16 protein-coding genes are annotated in these 16,869 nt (G+C 64.9%); 11 read left to right on the top strand and 5 right to left on the bottom strand.

The genetic code is table 11. From position 1 onward, the window contains the following. Window positions 1–64: 64 nt before the first annotated feature. On the top strand, window positions 65–889 hold the full coding sequence (locus CAL28_RS01940; RefSeq protein ID WP_094839731.1) for an alpha/beta fold hydrolase: 825 nt from the start codon (window positions 65–67) through the stop codon (window positions 887–889). Then, complete coding sequence (locus CAL28_RS01935) at window positions 886–1,929, top strand: leucyl aminopeptidase (protein WP_094839730.1); 1,044 nt, start codon at window positions 886–888, stop codon at window positions 1,927–1,929. Before CAL28_RS01940 ends, CAL28_RS01935 begins: the two co-directional genes overlap by 4 nt. A gap of 60 nt (window positions 1,930–1,989) precedes the next feature. Here CAL28_RS01935 and CAL28_RS01930 read toward each other — a convergent pair whose 3' ends face one another. Beyond that, window positions 1,990–2,760, bottom strand: a complete 771-nt coding sequence (locus CAL28_RS01930) for an IclR family transcriptional regulator (protein WP_094839729.1) — start codon at window positions 2,758–2,760, stop codon at window positions 1,990–1,992. 138 nt (window positions 2,761–2,898) lie between these two features. Between CAL28_RS01930 and CAL28_RS01925 the strand changes: the two genes are divergently transcribed. The 7 genes from CAL28_RS01925 to CAL28_RS01895 are packed head-to-tail and all read left to right on the top strand — an operon-like array spanning window position 2,899 to window position 10,310. Continuing rightward, window positions 2,899–3,873 (top strand): Bug family tripartite tricarboxylate transporter substrate binding protein, encoded by a 975-nt coding sequence (locus tag CAL28_RS01925; RefSeq protein ID WP_176463837.1) that lies wholly within the window; start codon window positions 2,899–2,901, stop codon window positions 3,871–3,873. Between the two features lie 15 nt (window positions 3,874–3,888). Continuing rightward, complete coding sequence (locus CAL28_RS01920) at window positions 3,889–6,210, top strand: xanthine dehydrogenase family protein molybdopterin-binding subunit (RefSeq protein WP_094839727.1); 2,322 nt, start codon at window positions 3,889–3,891, stop codon at window positions 6,208–6,210. Between the two features lie 11 nt (window positions 6,211–6,221). Beyond that, window positions 6,222–7,016: a CoxG family protein gene (locus CAL28_RS01915; protein WP_094839726.1), complete on the top strand. Its 795-nt coding sequence runs from the start codon at window positions 6,222–6,224 to the stop codon at window positions 7,014–7,016. Continuing rightward, the gene (locus tag CAL28_RS01910; RefSeq protein WP_094839725.1) at window positions 7,016–7,879 is read left to right on the top strand and encodes an FAD binding domain-containing protein; all 864 of its coding nucleotides are present in this window, start codon (window positions 7,016–7,018) and stop codon (window positions 7,877–7,879) included. The genes CAL28_RS01915 and CAL28_RS01910 overlap by 1 nt, the downstream gene beginning before the upstream one ends. Further along, the gene (locus CAL28_RS01905; protein WP_254925956.1) at window positions 7,876–8,376 is read left to right on the top strand and encodes a (2Fe-2S)-binding protein; all 501 of its coding nucleotides are present in this window, start codon (window positions 7,876–7,878) and stop codon (window positions 8,374–8,376) included. The genes CAL28_RS01910 and CAL28_RS01905 overlap by 4 nt, the downstream gene beginning before the upstream one ends. Window positions 8,377–8,384: 8 nt before the next feature. After that, entirely contained in the window at window positions 8,385–9,605 is a 1,221-nt protein-coding gene (locus CAL28_RS01900) for an FAD-dependent monooxygenase (RefSeq protein WP_176463836.1), read from the top strand. A 3-nt stretch (window positions 9,606–9,608) separates the two neighbouring features. Then, window positions 9,609–10,310 (top strand): isochorismatase family protein, encoded by a 702-nt coding sequence (locus CAL28_RS01895; protein WP_176463835.1) that lies wholly within the window; start codon window positions 9,609–9,611, stop codon window positions 10,308–10,310. Between the two features lie 82 nt (window positions 10,311–10,392). Here CAL28_RS01895 and CAL28_RS01890 read toward each other — a convergent pair whose 3' ends face one another. After that, window positions 10,393–11,637 carry an alpha-hydroxy acid oxidase gene (locus CAL28_RS01890; protein ID WP_094839723.1) on the bottom strand — a complete coding sequence of 415 codons (1,245 nt, stop codon included), beginning with the start codon at window positions 11,635–11,637 and terminating at the stop codon, window positions 10,393–10,395. A gap of 105 nt (window positions 11,638–11,742) precedes the next feature. Between CAL28_RS01890 and CAL28_RS01885 the strand changes: the two genes are divergently transcribed. Further along, a complete protein-coding gene (locus CAL28_RS01885) occupies window positions 11,743–12,660 on the top strand; it encodes a LysR family transcriptional regulator (protein WP_094839722.1) in 918 nt (305 codons plus the stop codon). Between the two features lie 134 nt (window positions 12,661–12,794). Beyond that, entirely contained in the window at window positions 12,795–13,031 is a 237-nt protein-coding gene (locus tag CAL28_RS29890) for a hypothetical protein (protein WP_094839721.1), read from the top strand. 40 nt (window positions 13,032–13,071) lie between these two features. Here CAL28_RS29890 and CAL28_RS01875 read toward each other — a convergent pair whose 3' ends face one another. The 3 genes from CAL28_RS01875 to CAL28_RS01865 all read right to left on the bottom strand — a co-directional run bounded on the left by CAL28_RS01875 (window position 13,072) and on the right by CAL28_RS01865 (window position 16,718). Further along, complete coding sequence (locus CAL28_RS01875) at window positions 13,072–14,118, bottom strand: hypothetical protein (protein WP_094839720.1); 1,047 nt, start codon at window positions 14,116–14,118, stop codon at window positions 13,072–13,074. A 205-nt stretch (window positions 14,119–14,323) separates the two neighbouring features. After that, a complete protein-coding gene (locus tag CAL28_RS01870; protein WP_094839719.1) occupies window positions 14,324–15,616 on the bottom strand; it encodes an O-antigen ligase family protein in 1,293 nt (430 codons plus the stop codon). Window positions 15,617–15,740: 124 nt separating this feature from the next. After that, complete coding sequence (locus tag CAL28_RS01865; RefSeq protein ID WP_094839718.1) at window positions 15,741–16,718, bottom strand: glycosyltransferase family 9 protein; 978 nt, start codon at window positions 16,716–16,718, stop codon at window positions 15,741–15,743. Between the last annotated feature and the right edge of the window lie 151 nt (window positions 16,719–16,869).

Here is a 16,869-nt window from a genome sequence, read left to right as displayed (position 1 = left end):
AGAGGCATACATCGCGCACAATGGTTCCGCAAAGGGCTGCGGCAGGCACTGCCAAGGACGAAGTGTGATTCAGCGAATAGGCGCGCATATCCGGGCGAACGGCATCCGGCAACATTACCTGCACTTTGCGGGCGACGGCCCTGCCGTGCTGATTGTCCCGGGCATCGTCAGCCCGGCGATCCTCTGGAGCCACGTCGGGAACTGGCTGGCCGACTGCCATGACTGCTATGTCATGGACGTCCGCGGCCGCGGGTTGAGCGAGGCGGGGCCGCATCTGGACTATGGCGTCGACGCATGCGCGCGCGATGTGGTGTCGTTCATCCAGGCAAAGGGGCTTGATCGCCCGATCGTGCTGGGCCACTCCATGGGCGCCAGGATCGCGCTGCGCGCGGCGGTGCAGGCGCCTGGGGTTTTCGGCGGGCTGGTACTGATCGACCCACCCACCAGCGGCCCCGGCCGGCGGCCCTACCCCATCCCCAAGGCCAGGACCGTAGACCTATTGAAAGCCGCGCATCGCGGCGAAGCCATGCAAGCCATACAAGGCGGCAGCGCCGCGCCATGGCCGGACGACCTGCAGCGACTCCGCGCGGAATGGCTGTCCACATGCGATGAACGCGCCGTGCACGTCGCCTACGACGACTTCCACAACCAGGACATCTTTGCCGATCTCGCGCGAGCCCAGGCGCCCGTTTCCCTGCTTTGCGCCGGAGAAGGCGGCGTCGTATCCGATGACGACGTCGCCGAGATGAAGCAGTTGCGCAGCGATCTGAACGCCACACGCTTGCCCGGCGTCGGCCACCAGATGCAGGCCGAGAACTTCGAAGCGTTCCAGCACGCTCTGGCCGGCATTCTTTCCAAGCATATCGAAACAGAGGGGAATCCCGGTTGAAAGTCGACGCGGAAGTACTGGAGCTGTTTACCAAAGAGCTGACGCTTTGCGGCGTCAAGACCGGCGAGTCGGTGATCGTATTGACCGCCGGCGATGAATGGCAGGAGAACGCCTTCGCGTTCATGGCTGCTGCCCAAGCCCTGGGCGCGAAGACGTTCAATCTGAACGTACGCCGCGAACAGCAGAATGCGGTTGGCGTGCAGGGTCGCCATCCGCTGGTGGGCAACGAACTCGCCATGCGGACGCTGAAATCGGCGGATATGGTGATCGATATGGTGGGGCTGCTGTTTTCACGCGAGCAGGCAGAGATCCAGGCCGCGGGCGTGCGGATCCTGCGGGTGATGGAGCCGTTCCACGTGCTGAAACAGATGTTCCCGACAGAAGACCTGCGGCGGCGGGTCGAATATGCCAAGGGCATCATGGAGAAAGCCAGGCAGTTGCGGTTCACTTCCGCCGCCGGCACCGATGTGACGTATCAGTTGGGCCAGTACCCGGTGATTTCCGAATACGGCTATACCTTCGAGCCCGGCCGCTGGGATCACTTCCCGTCGGGTTTCTCGTTCACGCAGGGAAACGATGGGGGCGTGAATGGCACGGTCGTGCTGCAACCGGGCGATATTCTCTGCGCCTTCAAGAAGTACGTAGAATCGCCGGTGACGTTGAAGATCAAGAACGGATATGTCGTCGACATATCCGGCTCAGGGATGGATGCGCACCTGATCGATAGCTACATCAAGAGCTTTTATGACGATCGCGCTTATGCGATTTCGCACATCGGCTGGGGGCTGAACGAGAAAGCGCGGTGGTATCAGTTCTCGGTGACGCGCCAGCTGCAGGCCGAGCATGTGATGAATGCGCTAGCGTTCTATGGGAACGTGCTTTTTTCGTTGGGACCGAACCTGGAGGTCGGCGGGGACAACGATACGGCCTGCCATCTGGATCTGCCGATGCGCCAATGCAGCCTGTGGCTGGACGACACGCAGATTTTGAGGGACGGCGATGTTGTCCACCCCGAAATGCGCGTTGAACGCCATGCTTGAACGATCCGCGCGCGCAACGCGGCAAAGACCGTGAACACCGCGCGGCGTGGCGCCTGGCCGCTATCCGCGCGTCGTCTCCCCCAAAGCGGCGGGCCGGGTCTTGGCATGCCAACTATCGAATATCGACGCATCCCCGCCCAGCCGGCGCGTCAGGTCTGCCGCGGCAGCCAATAGGCGTGCCGACATGGACGGCAGCAGCTCGACCGAGAACCGCGCCGCCGGACCGGAAAGGGCCAGCGCGCCGCGCAAATTCTTCTGCGGTCCAAACACAGGCGCGGCGATCGCCGCGATATCCGGTTCGCGCTCGCCCACGGTGATGATGTAGGGCTGCTCCGGCGTCCTGGACGGCGGCGTCACCGTGGGGTCAAAAGCGGTCAGGACCCTGCCGGCCGCGCCCTTGTCGAGCGGCACCAGATCCCCGGTACGAATGTGATCGCGGATGGAGCGCGGCGAATCCACCCGGAAGAGACACACGCGGTGATTGCCTTCCCGCGTGAAGAAAGAAGCGCCCTCTTCGGTCTCCTGCACCAGCCTGCGCAGGATGGGCGGCACATGATCGTCCAGCTTCAGCGCCGACTGATACAGCCCGCCCCAATGCAAGAGCATCGAACCGAGCTGATAACTGCCGTCGTCCAGGCGCACGATGCAGTGTTCCTGGACCAGTGTCGTCAGCAGACGCAGGATGGTGCTCTTGTACATCTTGGTTCGCCGCGCGAGCTCGTTCAGCGTCAGCGAGCTATCGCCCGCGTGGAAGGCGTTGAGTATCGCGATCGCCCGTTCCACCGCCGCGACGCCACCCTGCTTCGTGTCGCTTTCCGGTTCTTCCGACATTTATTTGCTCGATTCAGTGCATGTCCTAGTTGACATTGTAGCGTACCGTCCAACAGAATAACGTTCTTCCAAACAGAACGGACGCATATGGGAGCGCATGCCGATGCCCTGTCCGGCAACCTTCAAGGGGAGTTAACGATGAGCAACCCAGGTTTGAAAAAGGCCTTCGCCAGCCTCGCATGTGTTCTTTGCCTGATGGGCACGGCCCAGGCCGACACGTATCCCAGCAAACCGATCACGATCGTGGCGCCCTACCCGCCGGGCGGCGCCACCGACTTGTATGCCCGATCGGTCGCCGCGGGCCTGAGCGAGCTTGGCCAATCGGTGGTGGTGGACAACCGCGCCGGCGCTTCGGGCATCATCGGTGCCGACTACGTCGCCCGGGCTCCCGCCGACGGCTACACGATGCTGATCGGCGCTTCTTCCATGTTCTCGATCCTGCCATTGCTGAGCAAGCGCATGGACGGCGTTTATCAGAAGATCGAACCGGTCTCCATCCTGGGCTTCAATCCTTCGTATGTGGTGGTGCCCGCCACGCTGCCGGTGAACACCATCCAGGAACTGATCGCCTACCTGAAGAAGAACCCCGGCAAGTTCGGCTACGGTTCGGCGGGCACGGGAACCTCGCAGCACGTGTTCATGGAGCTATTCAAGCAGCGCGCGGGCGTCGATGTGTTCCCCGTGCAGTACAAAGGCAGCTCGCCCATGGTGGTGGACCTGATCGCTGAACGCGTCGTGATGGCGATCGAGCAAGGCCCCGCGGTGCTGTCGTACATCAAGTCGGGCAAGCTGAAGGCGCTGGCAGTGACCACGGCCAAACGCTCGGAGGCCTTGCCCGATGTTCCCACCCTGGCCGAAAGCGCGCTGCCCGGCTTCGAGGCGGTCACCTGGTTCGCGCTGTACGCGCCGAAGGGCGTACCCCAGACTGTCCTCGACAAGGTCGTCCCGCAGATCGCAAAGACCATGTCGTCGAAAGAGACCCGGGAGCGACTGGGCGCCGTCGGCGTGGAGCCCGCGTCCAGCAGCCCGGAAGCCGTGGTAAAGCGCCAGGCCGCCGAGACCGCCTTGTGGAAAGACGTGATCGCGCGCTCCAAGATCTCGCTCGAAGACTAAGCCCGGACATATCCCATGCATTCCAAGCAGTTCTCCTTGAGCGCCGAACCGCGCGCCGATTATCTGGAGAAGGTCACCGGCACGGCCGTCTATGCCAGCGATGTCGAGGTGCCGAACATGCTGCACGGCAAGATCCTGCGCAGCACCGTGCCGCACGCTCGCATCGCCAGGCTGGACACGAGCGCCGCGCTGGCGATGCCCGGCGTGGTGGCCGTACTGACGGGCGAAGACCTGCACGATATGCCGGGAACGGAGATCCGATGGGGCTTGTCGCTGCGCGATCGCCCGGTGATCGCGCTGGACAAGGTGCGCTACGTGGGCGACCCGGTCGCCGCGGTGGCGGCCGTCGACGAGGCCACGGCGGAAGCGGCGCTCGACGCCATAGTGGTGAGCTACGAAACGCTGCCGCATGCCACGACCGCGCAAGAGGCGCTTGCGGAAGGCGCCGCGCTGATCCATGAAGAAATGGATGTCCTGAAGGACTATTACTTCCGCGGACATTGCACGCCCACCCCCGGGACCAATTGCTTCCAGCAATGGTCTTATGAAAGCGGCGACGTCGACAAGGTGTTCCAGAACGAGCGGAACGATGTAAGGGTGTTCGAGGATACCTTCACCTTTCCGATGGTCTTCCACTATGCGATGGAGCCCCACGTCTGCCTCGCGCACTGGAAACCGAACTCGCTGGAGATATGGAGCGGCGGCCAGACACCGACCGCCATCCAGCGCGTGTGCTCGGAAATACTGGGCGTGCCGCTGGCTTGCGTGCGGGTACATTCCCCTTACGTCGGCGGCGGCTTCGGCGGCAAGGCGTCGGTAAAAATCGATCCGCTGGTGGCGGCGCTGTCGTGGAAAGCCCGGGCTCCCGTGCGTGTCTGCCTGACGATCGCCGAATCCATGCTGACATGCCGTCGCCTGGACGCGGAGGTAACGCTGAAGACCGCCGTCGAGAAAAACGGCAGGATCGTCGCCAAAACGGTGCGTGCGGTCGTGAACGGCGGGGCCTACGCCGACACGGGCCCGTCGATCGCGGTAAAGGCCGCGATCCGCGCGATCGGGCCGTATCACATTCCGAATCTGCGCCTGGAGGCCGTGGGCGTTTATACGAACACCGTGCCCGGCGCGGCATTCCGCTCCATCGGCGGCCCGCAGGCCGTGTGGGCGACCGAGTCGCAGATGGACATCATCGCCGACGCCATGGGGCACGATCCCATCGAGTTTCGCATGCTGAACCTGGCGCAGAAGGGCCAGACGCTGAAGCACGATCTACGGCCCATCGATGTCGATATGCGGCGCTCGCTGCGCGCCGCGGTGGATACGCTGAAAAAACTGCCGGAACCCCGGCATGCGGGACGGCGGGGGCTGGGCGTGGCGGTGGGCGCGACCGACCCCGGCATCATGCCGGTAGGCGGCGCCATCGTGCGGCTGCGCGCGGATGGCTCGGTCAATGTCTCGGCAAATACGGTCGAGATCGGACAAGGCAGTCGCGGCGTGCTGCGCATCATCGCCGCCAGGACGCTGAACCAGCCATTGCGGATGATCGCCGTGGCGCAGCCGGATACGCTGCAGGCGCCCTATGACTGGGGCACCGGCGCCAGCCGCTCGACCGTCATCATCGGCCTGGCCGTGCAACTCGCCTGCGAGGACATCCTGCGCCAGGTGCGCGATATCGCCGCGCAGATGCTGGGCGGATCGCCCGACGACTACAAGCTGGCGGAGGGCGCGGTCGAAGGGCCGGAAGGCGCCATCCCCTTCATTGAGCTGCTGCGCCGCTTCAACGGCATGGCCGCCGGCGAGTTCCTGGGCGTGGGACGCGTGGATCCGAACACCAAGGATGGCGCATTCAAGCTGCAGCCCCTGTTCTGGGAAACCGGCGCGGGCGCGTTCGAGATCGCGGTCGACGAAGGCACCGGTGCGATACGCATCCTGCGCGCGGGCGGCGCGGCCGACCTGGGCCACGTGATCAATCCGAAGGCGGCGGAAGGTCAGGACGAAGGCGCCATGGTGATGGGCCTGGGCCACACGCTGTCGGAGGAATACATCTACGAAGACGGCCAGGTCGTGAACGGGACGCTGTTCGACTACAAGGTACCGACCATGGAGGACGTACCCGAACACGTCGGCACCGCCTTGATAGAAAGCGGCGACGGGCCCGGCCCGTTCGGCGCGCGCGGCGGCGGCGAAGGCGCGATCCTGCCGGTGGCGCCCGCGGTCGCCAACGCGCTGTTCCAGGGATGGGGGATACGCTTGAAAGAGCTTCCGCTGACCCCCGAACGGGTCTGGCGCGCGCTGCGCGACAAGAACCTGAAAGACAAGCCCGATAACTCCGATAAATAGACACCGACGCCATGGACTTCAGAATCGATGCATTGCTGCCCGCGACGGCCTCGCAGTTGTGGGCCATCTTCTTCGACGTAAAGCGGGTCGCCACGCTTATTCCCGGCTGCGAGAACGTCGAAGAGGTCGAAAAGCTAAAGACCTTCTCCGCGGTCATGCGGCAAAAGATCGGCCCATTCAAGCTGGAGGTGCCGACGCAGATCGACATCGAATCCTATGAGATCGAACAGCAGGTCGCGCTGAAAGCGCTGGGCACCGACAAGGCCACGGGCACGACCATCGACGTCAGGATGGTGGTGAATCTGCAGGAACAACGCGACGGCGAGGACGTCCTGTGCAAACTGGACGTCGGCGCCAGCATGCAGGTCGCCGGCCGCCTGGCCTCGCTGGGCTACCCCATCGTCCGCAAACGGTCGGAGCAGTTGTTCGCCGAATTCGAAGCGCGCTTGCGCGCGGAGCTTCAGGGCCTGGACGGCAGCGCATCCGGGACATACGCCGCGACGCGCGACGAGCCCGCCACGACCGCGGATGCGGCCGCTGGCCCCGCCCGCGCGCAAGGCGCGGCTGCCGAGCCGCTACCGCAACGCTCCACGCGAAACGTCGAGTCCGGTCGCGTGACGCCACCCCGGACTGCCGGCAGGACCGGCGTCACCGAGCTGGTCTTCCTGTGGCCGCGGCTGGGCATCAACGTCGCCGTGGCCGTCGGCGTGGCCCACGGCGCGGTCGCGTTCGGCGAGTCGCCCTGGTGGTGGCTGGCGGCTCCCCTGCTGGGCGTGGCCGCCAGCCTGGGCAGACGGAGCGACTGATGCGGCCCAAGAAGTTCTTTTTGCACCGCCCGCAGGGCCTGGATGAAGCGATCAGGCTGAAGACGGAACATGGCGACGCCGCGACCTTTCATGCCGGCGGCACGGAGCTGCTGGTCGCGCTGAAGGCGCACGTGCTGCGTTATGAGCATGTGATCGACCTGAAGCAGATCGCGGCACTGAAAGGCGTGCGGCTGAGAGACGATGGCACGATCTCGATAGGGTCGCTGACATCGCACGATGCGATCGCCAACGATCCGATCGTCCGCGAACGGCTGCCGGGGTATGCCGAGCTTAGCGAACACGTCGCCAACATTCGGGTACGCATCGCCGGCACGCTGGGTGGCGTCCTGTGCTTTGCCGAACCGCACGCGGATGCGCCCACTCTGCTTTGCGCGTTGGACGCCTGGATGGTCCTGCGCGGCCCGAACGGCGAGCGGGAAGTGCCATCGCGGGACTTTCATGTGGGCGAGTTCATGACGGCGCGCGATGACGACGAGGTCCTGACCTCGATAGAAATCGCGCCGCAATCGGCGGGGACACGATCGGCCTATCGCTCTTTCGGTCATACCGAACGGCCGGCGGTCGGCGTGGCCGCCGTCTGGTCGACCGACAACCCGCAACGCCTCAGCCTGTGGGCAGGCGCGATTTCCGCCAGCCCTGTATGCCTGGCGCGGACGGAAGATGCCGCCGCCGCGCTTCCCGCCGATCTGCCGTCCGCGGATACCTGGGCACGCTTGCAGCGCGCCGTCGCGGCCGACGCGCAAGCGATAGAAGCCCACGACGACCTGCACGGCGGGGCCGATTACAAACGCCATCTCGTTTCCGTTCTCGCCGAACGGGCAATCAAGGCCTGCCTGCCATGAGCCATACCGAACCCGATATCCCCCTGATGCGCGTGGACTTCAAGCTCAACGGTGCCGCCACTTCGGTTGAAGTCGAGCCATGCGAGATGTTGATCGACGTGCTGCGCGACAAGCTGCGGCTGAAAGGCACGAAGCGGTCCTGCGACGTGCAGGTATGCGGGGCCTGCACCGTGCTGGTGGATGGCAACCCGACGTCCAGCTGCACGACGCTGTGCGCCGATGCGCACCTGCGCGAGGTCACCACCATCGAAGGACTGGCCGAAGGCAAGCGGCTGGATCCCGTGCAGCGCGCCTTCATCGCCCACGGGGCGTTGCAATGCGGTTTCTGCACGCCCGGGATGATCCTGGCGGTCAAGGCCATGCTGGCGCGCCACGATCAACCGTCGGAGGAAACCGTGCGCCACTATCTGCGCGGCAACATCTGCCGATGCACCGGCTACGTAAAGATACTCGAGGCCATCATGGACCTCGTCCGGAACCCACACAATTATCAATAGGAGGATCCATGTCCAACTCCACGAATACCCGGCCGCGAAAGCGCGTGATCATCGCGGGTGCCGGAATGGGCGGCCTGACGCTGGCGCTCGCGCTGCTGAAGAAAGGCTTCGACGTCGATATCTACGAGCAATCGCCGGAGCTGCGCGAAGTAGGCGCGGGATTGTGGATCTCCGCCAACGGCGCCAGGGTGATGGCGGCGCTGGGCCTGAAAGAGAAACTGGAGGCCATCAATTTGCCGCCGCAGGACCGCCTGATCCGCTACTGGAAGACGGGCGAAGGCAAATCCGTCTACAACCGCGGCGATGCGCCCTCCAAGGCGGACCATACGCTGATACAGGTACTGCGCGCGGAACTGCAGCGCGTGCTGTATGAAGCCGTCATTGCGGTCAAGCCGGACGCGGTCCATTTCGGCGTACGCTCGATGGGTGCCGATACGATCGACGGGCGCGCGCGCCTGCTGCTGGACGACGGCAGCCATATCGAAGGCGACGTGGTCGTCGGCTGCGACGGCGCGCATTCGCGGGTACGGCAATCGTTGTTCGGCCCCGCGCCGGCACGCTACACGGGCGCCCTGGCCTGGCGCGGCCTGGCACCCATGGACAAGCTGAAGCCGCAGCATCGCGAGCCCCTGGCGTCCACCTGGGTCGGGCCGACCGCGCATGTGACGACCTATCCCGTCCAGCGCAATGGCGAACAGTTCGTCAGCTTTTCGGCGCAGGTCGATAGCGACACATGGCATACCGAATCGTGGTCGGAAAAGGGCGACCTGGCCGATGCACTGAAGGACTTCGAGGGCTGGCACCAGGACATCATCGATTTGTTCGTGGGCTCGGAGAACCTGTTCCGCTGGGGACTCTTCGTGCGCGACCCGCTGGACAGATGGTCGGAAGGCCAGGTCACCCTGGTGGGAGACGCCTGCCATTCCATGACGCCCTACCTGGGCATGGGCGTGAACCTGACGATGGAGGACGCCTATGTACTGGCGCGCTGCCTGGAGCAAGGCACCGACGATATCCCCCAGGCCCTGAAGCGCTACGACCGCGCCCGCGTGGAACGCGCGAACCGCACCAAGGCCGAATCGCTGAACATGTTCGGCATCTTCCATAGCCCCGAGCTGCGCGATAGCGAAACCGCGTGGCCCTACATCAACAAGAACTGGTCGACGCAGGCCGTGCGCGAACGCTACGACTGGCTGCTTCAGTACGACGCGACGACGGTGGAGATTTGAATCATGAATGAAGCGGTGGAACAACGCACGCGTCCCTGGGACGGCATCATTCCCGCCAGCGAACTGGAGATCTATCGCAAGGCAGGCTGGGGAGCGCCCACGGGTATCGGCCGGCGGCCGGCCCTGCTGGTCATCGATGTGCAATACCGGTCGATGGGCTACGAGCCTCAACCCCTGGAGCAGGCCATCGAAACCATGTCGACCAGTTGCGGCGAATACGGTTGGCGGGCCGTGCCCCACATCGCGCGGCTGCTGGCCGCCTTCCGCCAGATCGGCGCGCCGGTGCTGTATCCGCATGTCGCGCCGAAGCGATCGCATGATCGCGGGCAGTTCGAAGCCAAGGTACCCGGCGTCATGGACGTGCCCGCGCCGGACTACGAGTTCGTCAAGGACGTGGAACCGTGCGAGGGAGACATCCTGATCCCCAAGCGCCAGGCGAGCGCCTTTCACGGCACCTCACTGGCCAGCTACCTGGTGGGGCTGCAGGTGGATACGGTGGTGGTGACGGGCTGCACCACGAGCGGCTGCGTGCGGGCCACCGTCGTCGATGCGTGCGCGTTGAACTACAAGGTAGTCGTGCCCCAGGACGCGGTGTACGACCGCTCGCAGGTGTCCCACGCGGTAAACCTGTTCGATATGGCCAGCAAGTATGCGGACGTCATGCCAGCCGCGGACCTGGTCAAGCTGCTGCAGGCCCCGCGCTAGGGTATCTCCGGGCCGGACGGCGGCGAGGCGTCCCTATGCAATGCGCTGCATGGATGCTCCGGCTGCCGCCCGGGCCCGGCGATCACGCCTGAAAGCGGCATGCGGCTTTGTGGAGCAAGGCGTCACGGCCCAGCTCCGCCCATGCCTTCACGCCCAGCATGACCATGTCCCGGTCGATCTCCGCGCGCAACAGGTCGATGGCATGCCGCACGCCGGCTTCGCCCGCTACCGCGGCCGCGTAGTTGAAGGGCCTGCCCACGAAAGCCATGCGCGCGCCCAGCGCCAGCGCTTTCAACACGTCGGAGCCCCGCCGGAAACCGCCATCGATCATGACGGGGTAAGCGGGTCCAAGCGTGTCCACCACCCGCGCCAGCACGCGCATCGGCGAGGTCGCGCCGTCGAGCTGCCGGCCGCCGTGATTCGAAAGAATCACGCCATCCGCGCCGATCTGTCGCGCGATGCGCGCGTCCTCCACGCTGAGAATGCCTTTGACCACCAGCGGCCCTTGCCAGCGGCGCCGGATCGCGGCCAAGTGATCCCAGCTCAGGTTATCGCGAGCGGAAAAGTCCCTCAGGACATTGGACGAAAGGATGGGGGCGCCGCGCGTGGCGAAGGAATTTTCGAAATGCGGCATACCGTGCCGCGCCAGCGTGGGCAGGACGGTCTTCAACAACCAGCGTGGGCGAACCAGGCCGTCCCAGGCCAGGCGCAGGCTGGGCCGCAATGGGGTGGAGAAGCCGGTGCGCACATTGTTCTCCCGGTTGGCCGAGATGGGAATATCCACCGTCACCACCAGGGTAGTGAAACCGGCACGGGCCACGCGCTCGACGAGCGCGTCGATGCGCGCCTGGTCGCCCGGCAGATAGGCCTGGAACCAGGTGCCCGGACAAGCCTGGACGACCTCTTCCATCGGTATCAGCGACGTTGCGCTCATGATCGCCGCGATGCCGGCCGCGCGTGCCGCGCGCGCCAGCACCAGATCGCCGCGGTACGTGGACAGCGCCGCGATGCCCATGGGCGCGATCCCGAAAGACGTCGCGTACCGCTCGCCGAACAGTTCCACCGCCTGCGAACGCTGCGACACATCGCGCAGCACCCGGGTCACGAAGGCGTATTCGTCGAATACCGCGCGGTTATCGTCGCGCGAGGCATTTTCTTCCGCCGCCCCGGCGATGTAGCCGAAGATGGGACGCGGCAGGCGCCGACGCGCGGCGTGCTCGAAATCCCCCAGCGACAGCATGCGGGCCAGGATGGCGGGCGGCCGGGGACAAGGCGGGGAAAGCGCCGCGCGCGGGCTGGCGGGCGCGGATTCGAGAGCGGATGGCATGGCGTTCGTAAGCGATGAAGACCGGGAGCCACTTTATGCCAGGCTCGTTTACGCTAAAAGCGATATATTTCGAACTCCTTATTTCGCTTTTTTCGAAGCTATCCCATGGCCCTGCCTTCCGTCAAACAGCTGGAAGCATTCTGGTGGGCGGCGCATTGCGCCAGCTTTGCCACCGCCGCCGAACGCATCCACCTGTCGCTCTCGGCGCTGTCCAAACGGCTGAGCGAGCTGGAATCCGCCGTCGGGCAACCCCTGTTCGATCGCAGCGGTCAGAAAGCCATCCTGACAGAGACGGGACGCCGCCTGCTGCCCGTCGCCTTGCAGGTGCTGGACGCGGCGGCCGCCTTCGAGCGGCATACGGCCGACACACCGGCGCTGCGGGGCCATTGCCGCTTCGGCGTCGGCGACCTGTCCGCGCTGACGTGGCTGCCGGCCCTGGTGGCGCGCGTCAGGCAGGAACATCCCGATCTGGAGCTGGAACCCTACGTCAACGTCGGCGGAGTACTGGAACAACGCCTGGCCGATGGCGAGCTGGACTTCGCCGTCATCGCCGGCCTGTCGCCGCGCAGCGAACTGGTATCGCAGTCCGTCGGCGGCGCCCGCTTCGAATGGGCCGCCGGCGGTGCACTGGCGGCCCGGCCGGGCAGGACGACGGTCGCGGAATGGCTGCGCCGTTATCCGCTCGTGACACTACCCGCGGACGCGGGCACCACGCGCCTGCTGGACGACTGGCTGCTCGAGCACCAGGCGGCGGTGCAACAGCGCATCGTCTGCAATAGCTGGGTCGCGGTGGCCGGAATGATAGGTGCCGGCGTGGGTGTCGGTTTCCTGCCAGCCGGCTGGCCGGAGCGCTTGAGCCTGCACCGCATCGGTGGGCGGTCTCCGCTGCGGCCATTGCAATATGCCTTCCAGTGGCGGCGCGGCGATACGCGCGCTTTGCTGACCAGCATGCGCGCGATGGTGACTTCGACGATCGATTTCACACACGCGCCGTGCATCGGCGCCAGCCGCGCGGTCCGCTGATCCGAAAGTCAGCGCCCGGCCTGTTGGCCACTGCCGGCAATCCCGACGAACCGCCACGGAACGCGGAACGCCAAGGGCCGGCATGCTACGAACCACCCCATGCAATTGCACGAACAATTCAATATGGGATATTCATGCGCGTGATGGTCGAGACAAGGCCCGGGAACACCACGGCGGAGCTGCACCGGCGCATCGCCGAGGCCATATCGGCAAAGCGCACGTCGAGCTGCGAAGCCGCGCAAGGCGCCACGGCGGCAATGGAGAAAGCAGCCTACCGGACGGATGTGCCCGCCGTTACCGAACCGGCGGACCGCCCAGGCCGCGCGCGCGCCTACAACATGGGAATGCTTTTGTGGAACCGGCGTGCGTGAATCGCCGTGAGCCATGGCGCGATCCTGCCACGAGATCGCCCTACTGCACGCGAATGGCATCGCCGTAGCGTTCCAGCCACTCGCGCATCATGATGCCATTCATGCCGTACACCTTGCGGTAGTAGACGGCTTCCCATTCCGGGCAGACGTGCGGCTGCCGCGCCAACTGGATCTCCAGCGCGGCGCATGCGGCTTCGCGGCAGCTATGCCCGCTGATGCGACTTAACGGTGTGACCATCGCCGCCAGCACTTCGTCGACGAAATCCAGGCAGCCGCCCACGAAACGCCGGCTTTCCTCATCGCTGGACGACTCTTTGTCGACCATGATGCGCACCAGCTTGGACACCATGGATTCCGGAACGCCGCGATACCGCGCATATGGCAGGATCCACACGGGGTGGTAATGCGTATTGCCCAGCAAATGGGTATAGGCCTGGAAGTGCGCGATGGCCATTTCGTGCGCCAGCGCCGCGCATTGCCCCCAGGCGCCCTGCCCCCACGCATGGAGCAGATTGCCCAGCAAGGACGGGCTGCAGGCCTTGCGACGATAGAGAAGATGCAGGAACCGGTGGCGGCCGATTTCCTGCCGTACGCGCGCGAGGCGGTCCGCACCCTGGATATCGTGCGAGGTATAGAGGCGATGCAGAAATAGCAGATCCCGCAAGGGCAGCGGTTCGACCGGCGCCAGCGGATTGCGATGCCCTGCCTCATGCAGCAGGTGAATGGCGATGGTAAGGCCGTTCAGTTCGTCCCACGTGCGGTAATGGACGCCTAGCTTGATGGAGGTGCCGGGAACCAGGGTATAGATCCGGCAGATCTCCGCCTCGCGGTCACGCGCGGTAAGGCGCGCCCCGCCACGGCCCACGATTCGCGCGTAGCGTCCGGCATCGACCTGGGTCATGGTCAGGTGGGACTCGCGAATGGCATAGATGTCGACGTCGGCGTCCTCGCTGCCCAAGCCTTCGACGAATCCGCCGCCGGCGAAAGCGGCATCCTTATCCGTGAGGTACGTATTTCCAAGCACGAAACTGCGCTCCAGGGCGAGCGAACTCGCGAGCTGCAGTTGTTCTTCAGTGAACTTGCCCATAGCGTCTCCGACAGGTAAGGCGCGCGGAAAGCGCGCCGATCGGCACCGTGGCGTGCGGAGCAGGCGTGCATGTCACACGGCGTGACCGCATCCGCTACGGAAAACCTTGGGCAAGTTTGCAGAATCGTTACGCCACTGTTCCCTTTTCGAGAAAGAATCGGACGAAACTGGAAGCCCCTGCGGTATCCGGGGCCTGCGAGAACCGTCAGGATCCAGTCTGCACCGCGACATCCGGCCGGGCGCTGACGGCCCGCGCCGGGCGCGGCGAGGTCAAGGCGTACAGCACCACCATCGTCACCGCGTAGATGGGCACGCTGCGCATGTTCCGGAACATCATCTCAGTCAGACTGAAGGCTGTGTAGCCCAGACAGAACAGCAAACCGATTTGCGCGCCCACATGGATGACCGGATCGGGGGAAAACAGCCGGCGATAAAAGGCGACCGCCGGCAGCAGATAGAGGCAAAGCATGGCAATCAGGCCCACGGCGCCATAACCGGCCATGGCCGCGATCAGGTCGTTGTGGGGCTCGCCGTAATCGCTGGCGACCAGAGGCGTAACAATTCCGCGATCGCGCAGTTGCGCCAGGTTCTGCCGGAAATGGCGTGCACCCGTACCGATCACGGGATGATCCAGGAACATCAGCCACGACGCGTGCCACAGCTGCATGCGTATGCCGACCGAGGTATCCCTGTCCGAGTCCTGGACATAGGCTTCGACATCCGAGGCGACTTGCTGCATGCGGCTGGTCTGCGAGTCCCACAGGGCCAGCGAGCCGGCCGCCAGCACGACGATGAGGCCGGCAACGAACAAGGCCTTGGTCCTGCGCGACCAGTGCGCGCGGGACAACAGCACGACAAGGCCGAACACCGGCAGGAGCATCCAGCTGCTGCGGGTTTGCGAGAGCAGCGTGGCGTACAACGCGAGCACCGCCGCGAGGATTTTCAGCCAGCGCTCGAGGCGCGGCCACCGGCTTAAGGTCCATGGCAAGGTCAGCAGCGAAGCGAACCCGAAGAATAGCGTCAGGTCGGCGAAGGCGACGGCGTTGTACCGGCCGCCGAAGTCGCTGACGGCACCCCGCCCCAGGGCGGCGGTGTGCATGATGACGATCAGCATGATGGAGCCGGCGAAGGCGCTGAACAGCAAGCTCCATTGGACCTGCTGCAGCCACCGCGGCGGCGCCCGCAGCAGCAGCCAGCAGATCGGACAGGCCAGCGCGAAGCGGAAGAACTTCTCGAATTCGGAAGCGCTCCAGGCGCCCGGCACGAGTACCGCGGTCAACAGCACCGAAGCCAGGGGTGCGCACAGGGCCACAATGACAGGCGCCAATGAACGCCAATTCGCGGGCTCGAAACCGCGCACGCTGTTATGGACGACCGCGACGATGGCAAGCAGGCCCGTCACGTAGAGCAGCGCCGGCCCGGCGGCGGCGCTGGTCAAGGCACATGCGGGGACTAACAGGGCGAGTATCGCCGCCAGGCGGAAATATAGCGAAGGCATAAGCTCAAATCAAAGAATGGGGCAGTACCGATTCATACATCCCATGCATGGTTTGGGCTGCTTCGATAGTGCGACGCAAGCTTGCCACTTGCGATGGAAGGGATCAAGCGTCCAGACGGCAGCGTCACGCCGCGTTCCACGGAGGCGCGACGGGATTCCGGCGGTCGTCCTGCTGCAAGCGGCGGAACGCCCACATGACGCTACGAGGAGACAGCCAGTGCCGCCAGAGACGGTCGCGCCAGCGTCCCCCGGGTATATAGGCCGGATAGACGATCCGCGAGGTCGCCCAGGCAGGTCGCCACGCCTTGGTGCGCGTGGGACGGCCGGTAACCGACAGCGTGGGCACACCGAGGTTGGAAGCCAGGTGTCCCAGGCCGGATTCGTTGCCGATGAACCAGCCGGAGGCATGGATCAGCGACGCGACTTCGGACAAGGACGCCAGTTCCGGCACCTTCAGGCCTGCTTCCCGCAGGAACAGCCAGTCGGACCGCTCATGGGGCGCCACCACGAAATTGGGTTCGTAGCCGTCTTTCAGCAGACGCACCCCCAGCGCTTCGAAGTGGTGGGGGGCCCAGCAGCGCAGCGCTTCGGTGGAGGTGGGATGCAGGACGATGCGCCCGGGGCTGGATCGATGAGCGTGCCGATCCAGAGGCTGCAAGGCGTTATGCGTCGTAGCCCCGTGCATGCCGAGCTCATCGCGACAGAAATCGCGGATTTGGAACAATTTGACGAAGCCGCGGCCGGTCACGACGACATGGGCGTCGTAGTAGAAATAGCGGTCGTGACAGTCATGCAGCGTGTAGGGCCAGCCGATATGCATCTGCCCGACGCAATCGTAGGCCGCCAGGGTTTCCCGCGCCTGCGCCTGCGGCAGCGACGGGCGTACATCCATGGTCGGAAACCATTCCCGCAACGCGTAAACGTAGTCTCCGAAAACCGTCACCTGCCTGCCATGCAGCACCAGGTTCTGCGCCAGCGTCATCATGAGCAGCGTGTCGCCGAGCCGTGGCGCCATCAGCAGCGCGACGCGACCGGCTCCGCGCAAGCCGCTTAGCGCTCGAGCCTTGTCGTACGGGGGCATATCGCCGGAGGGTTTGGGCATAGTCCTACTATTCCAAAGGGAGCCGTAGTTCCGTCATGAATGATTTTAGGAGTTTGCCTGGATTAGTGTTACTGGTTGTGACTTTTCAAATCGCTTTATGTCGCCTTCTCGCGACACAACGACATTACACGCAGTCCCCGCCCCACGCGAA

The organism is Bordetella genomosp. 11, from assembly GCF_002261215.1.
Taxonomy (GTDB): Bacteria; Pseudomonadota; Gammaproteobacteria; order Burkholderiales; family Burkholderiaceae_B; genus Bordetella_C.
This window is presented reverse-complemented; position numbering and strand designations above follow the sequence as displayed.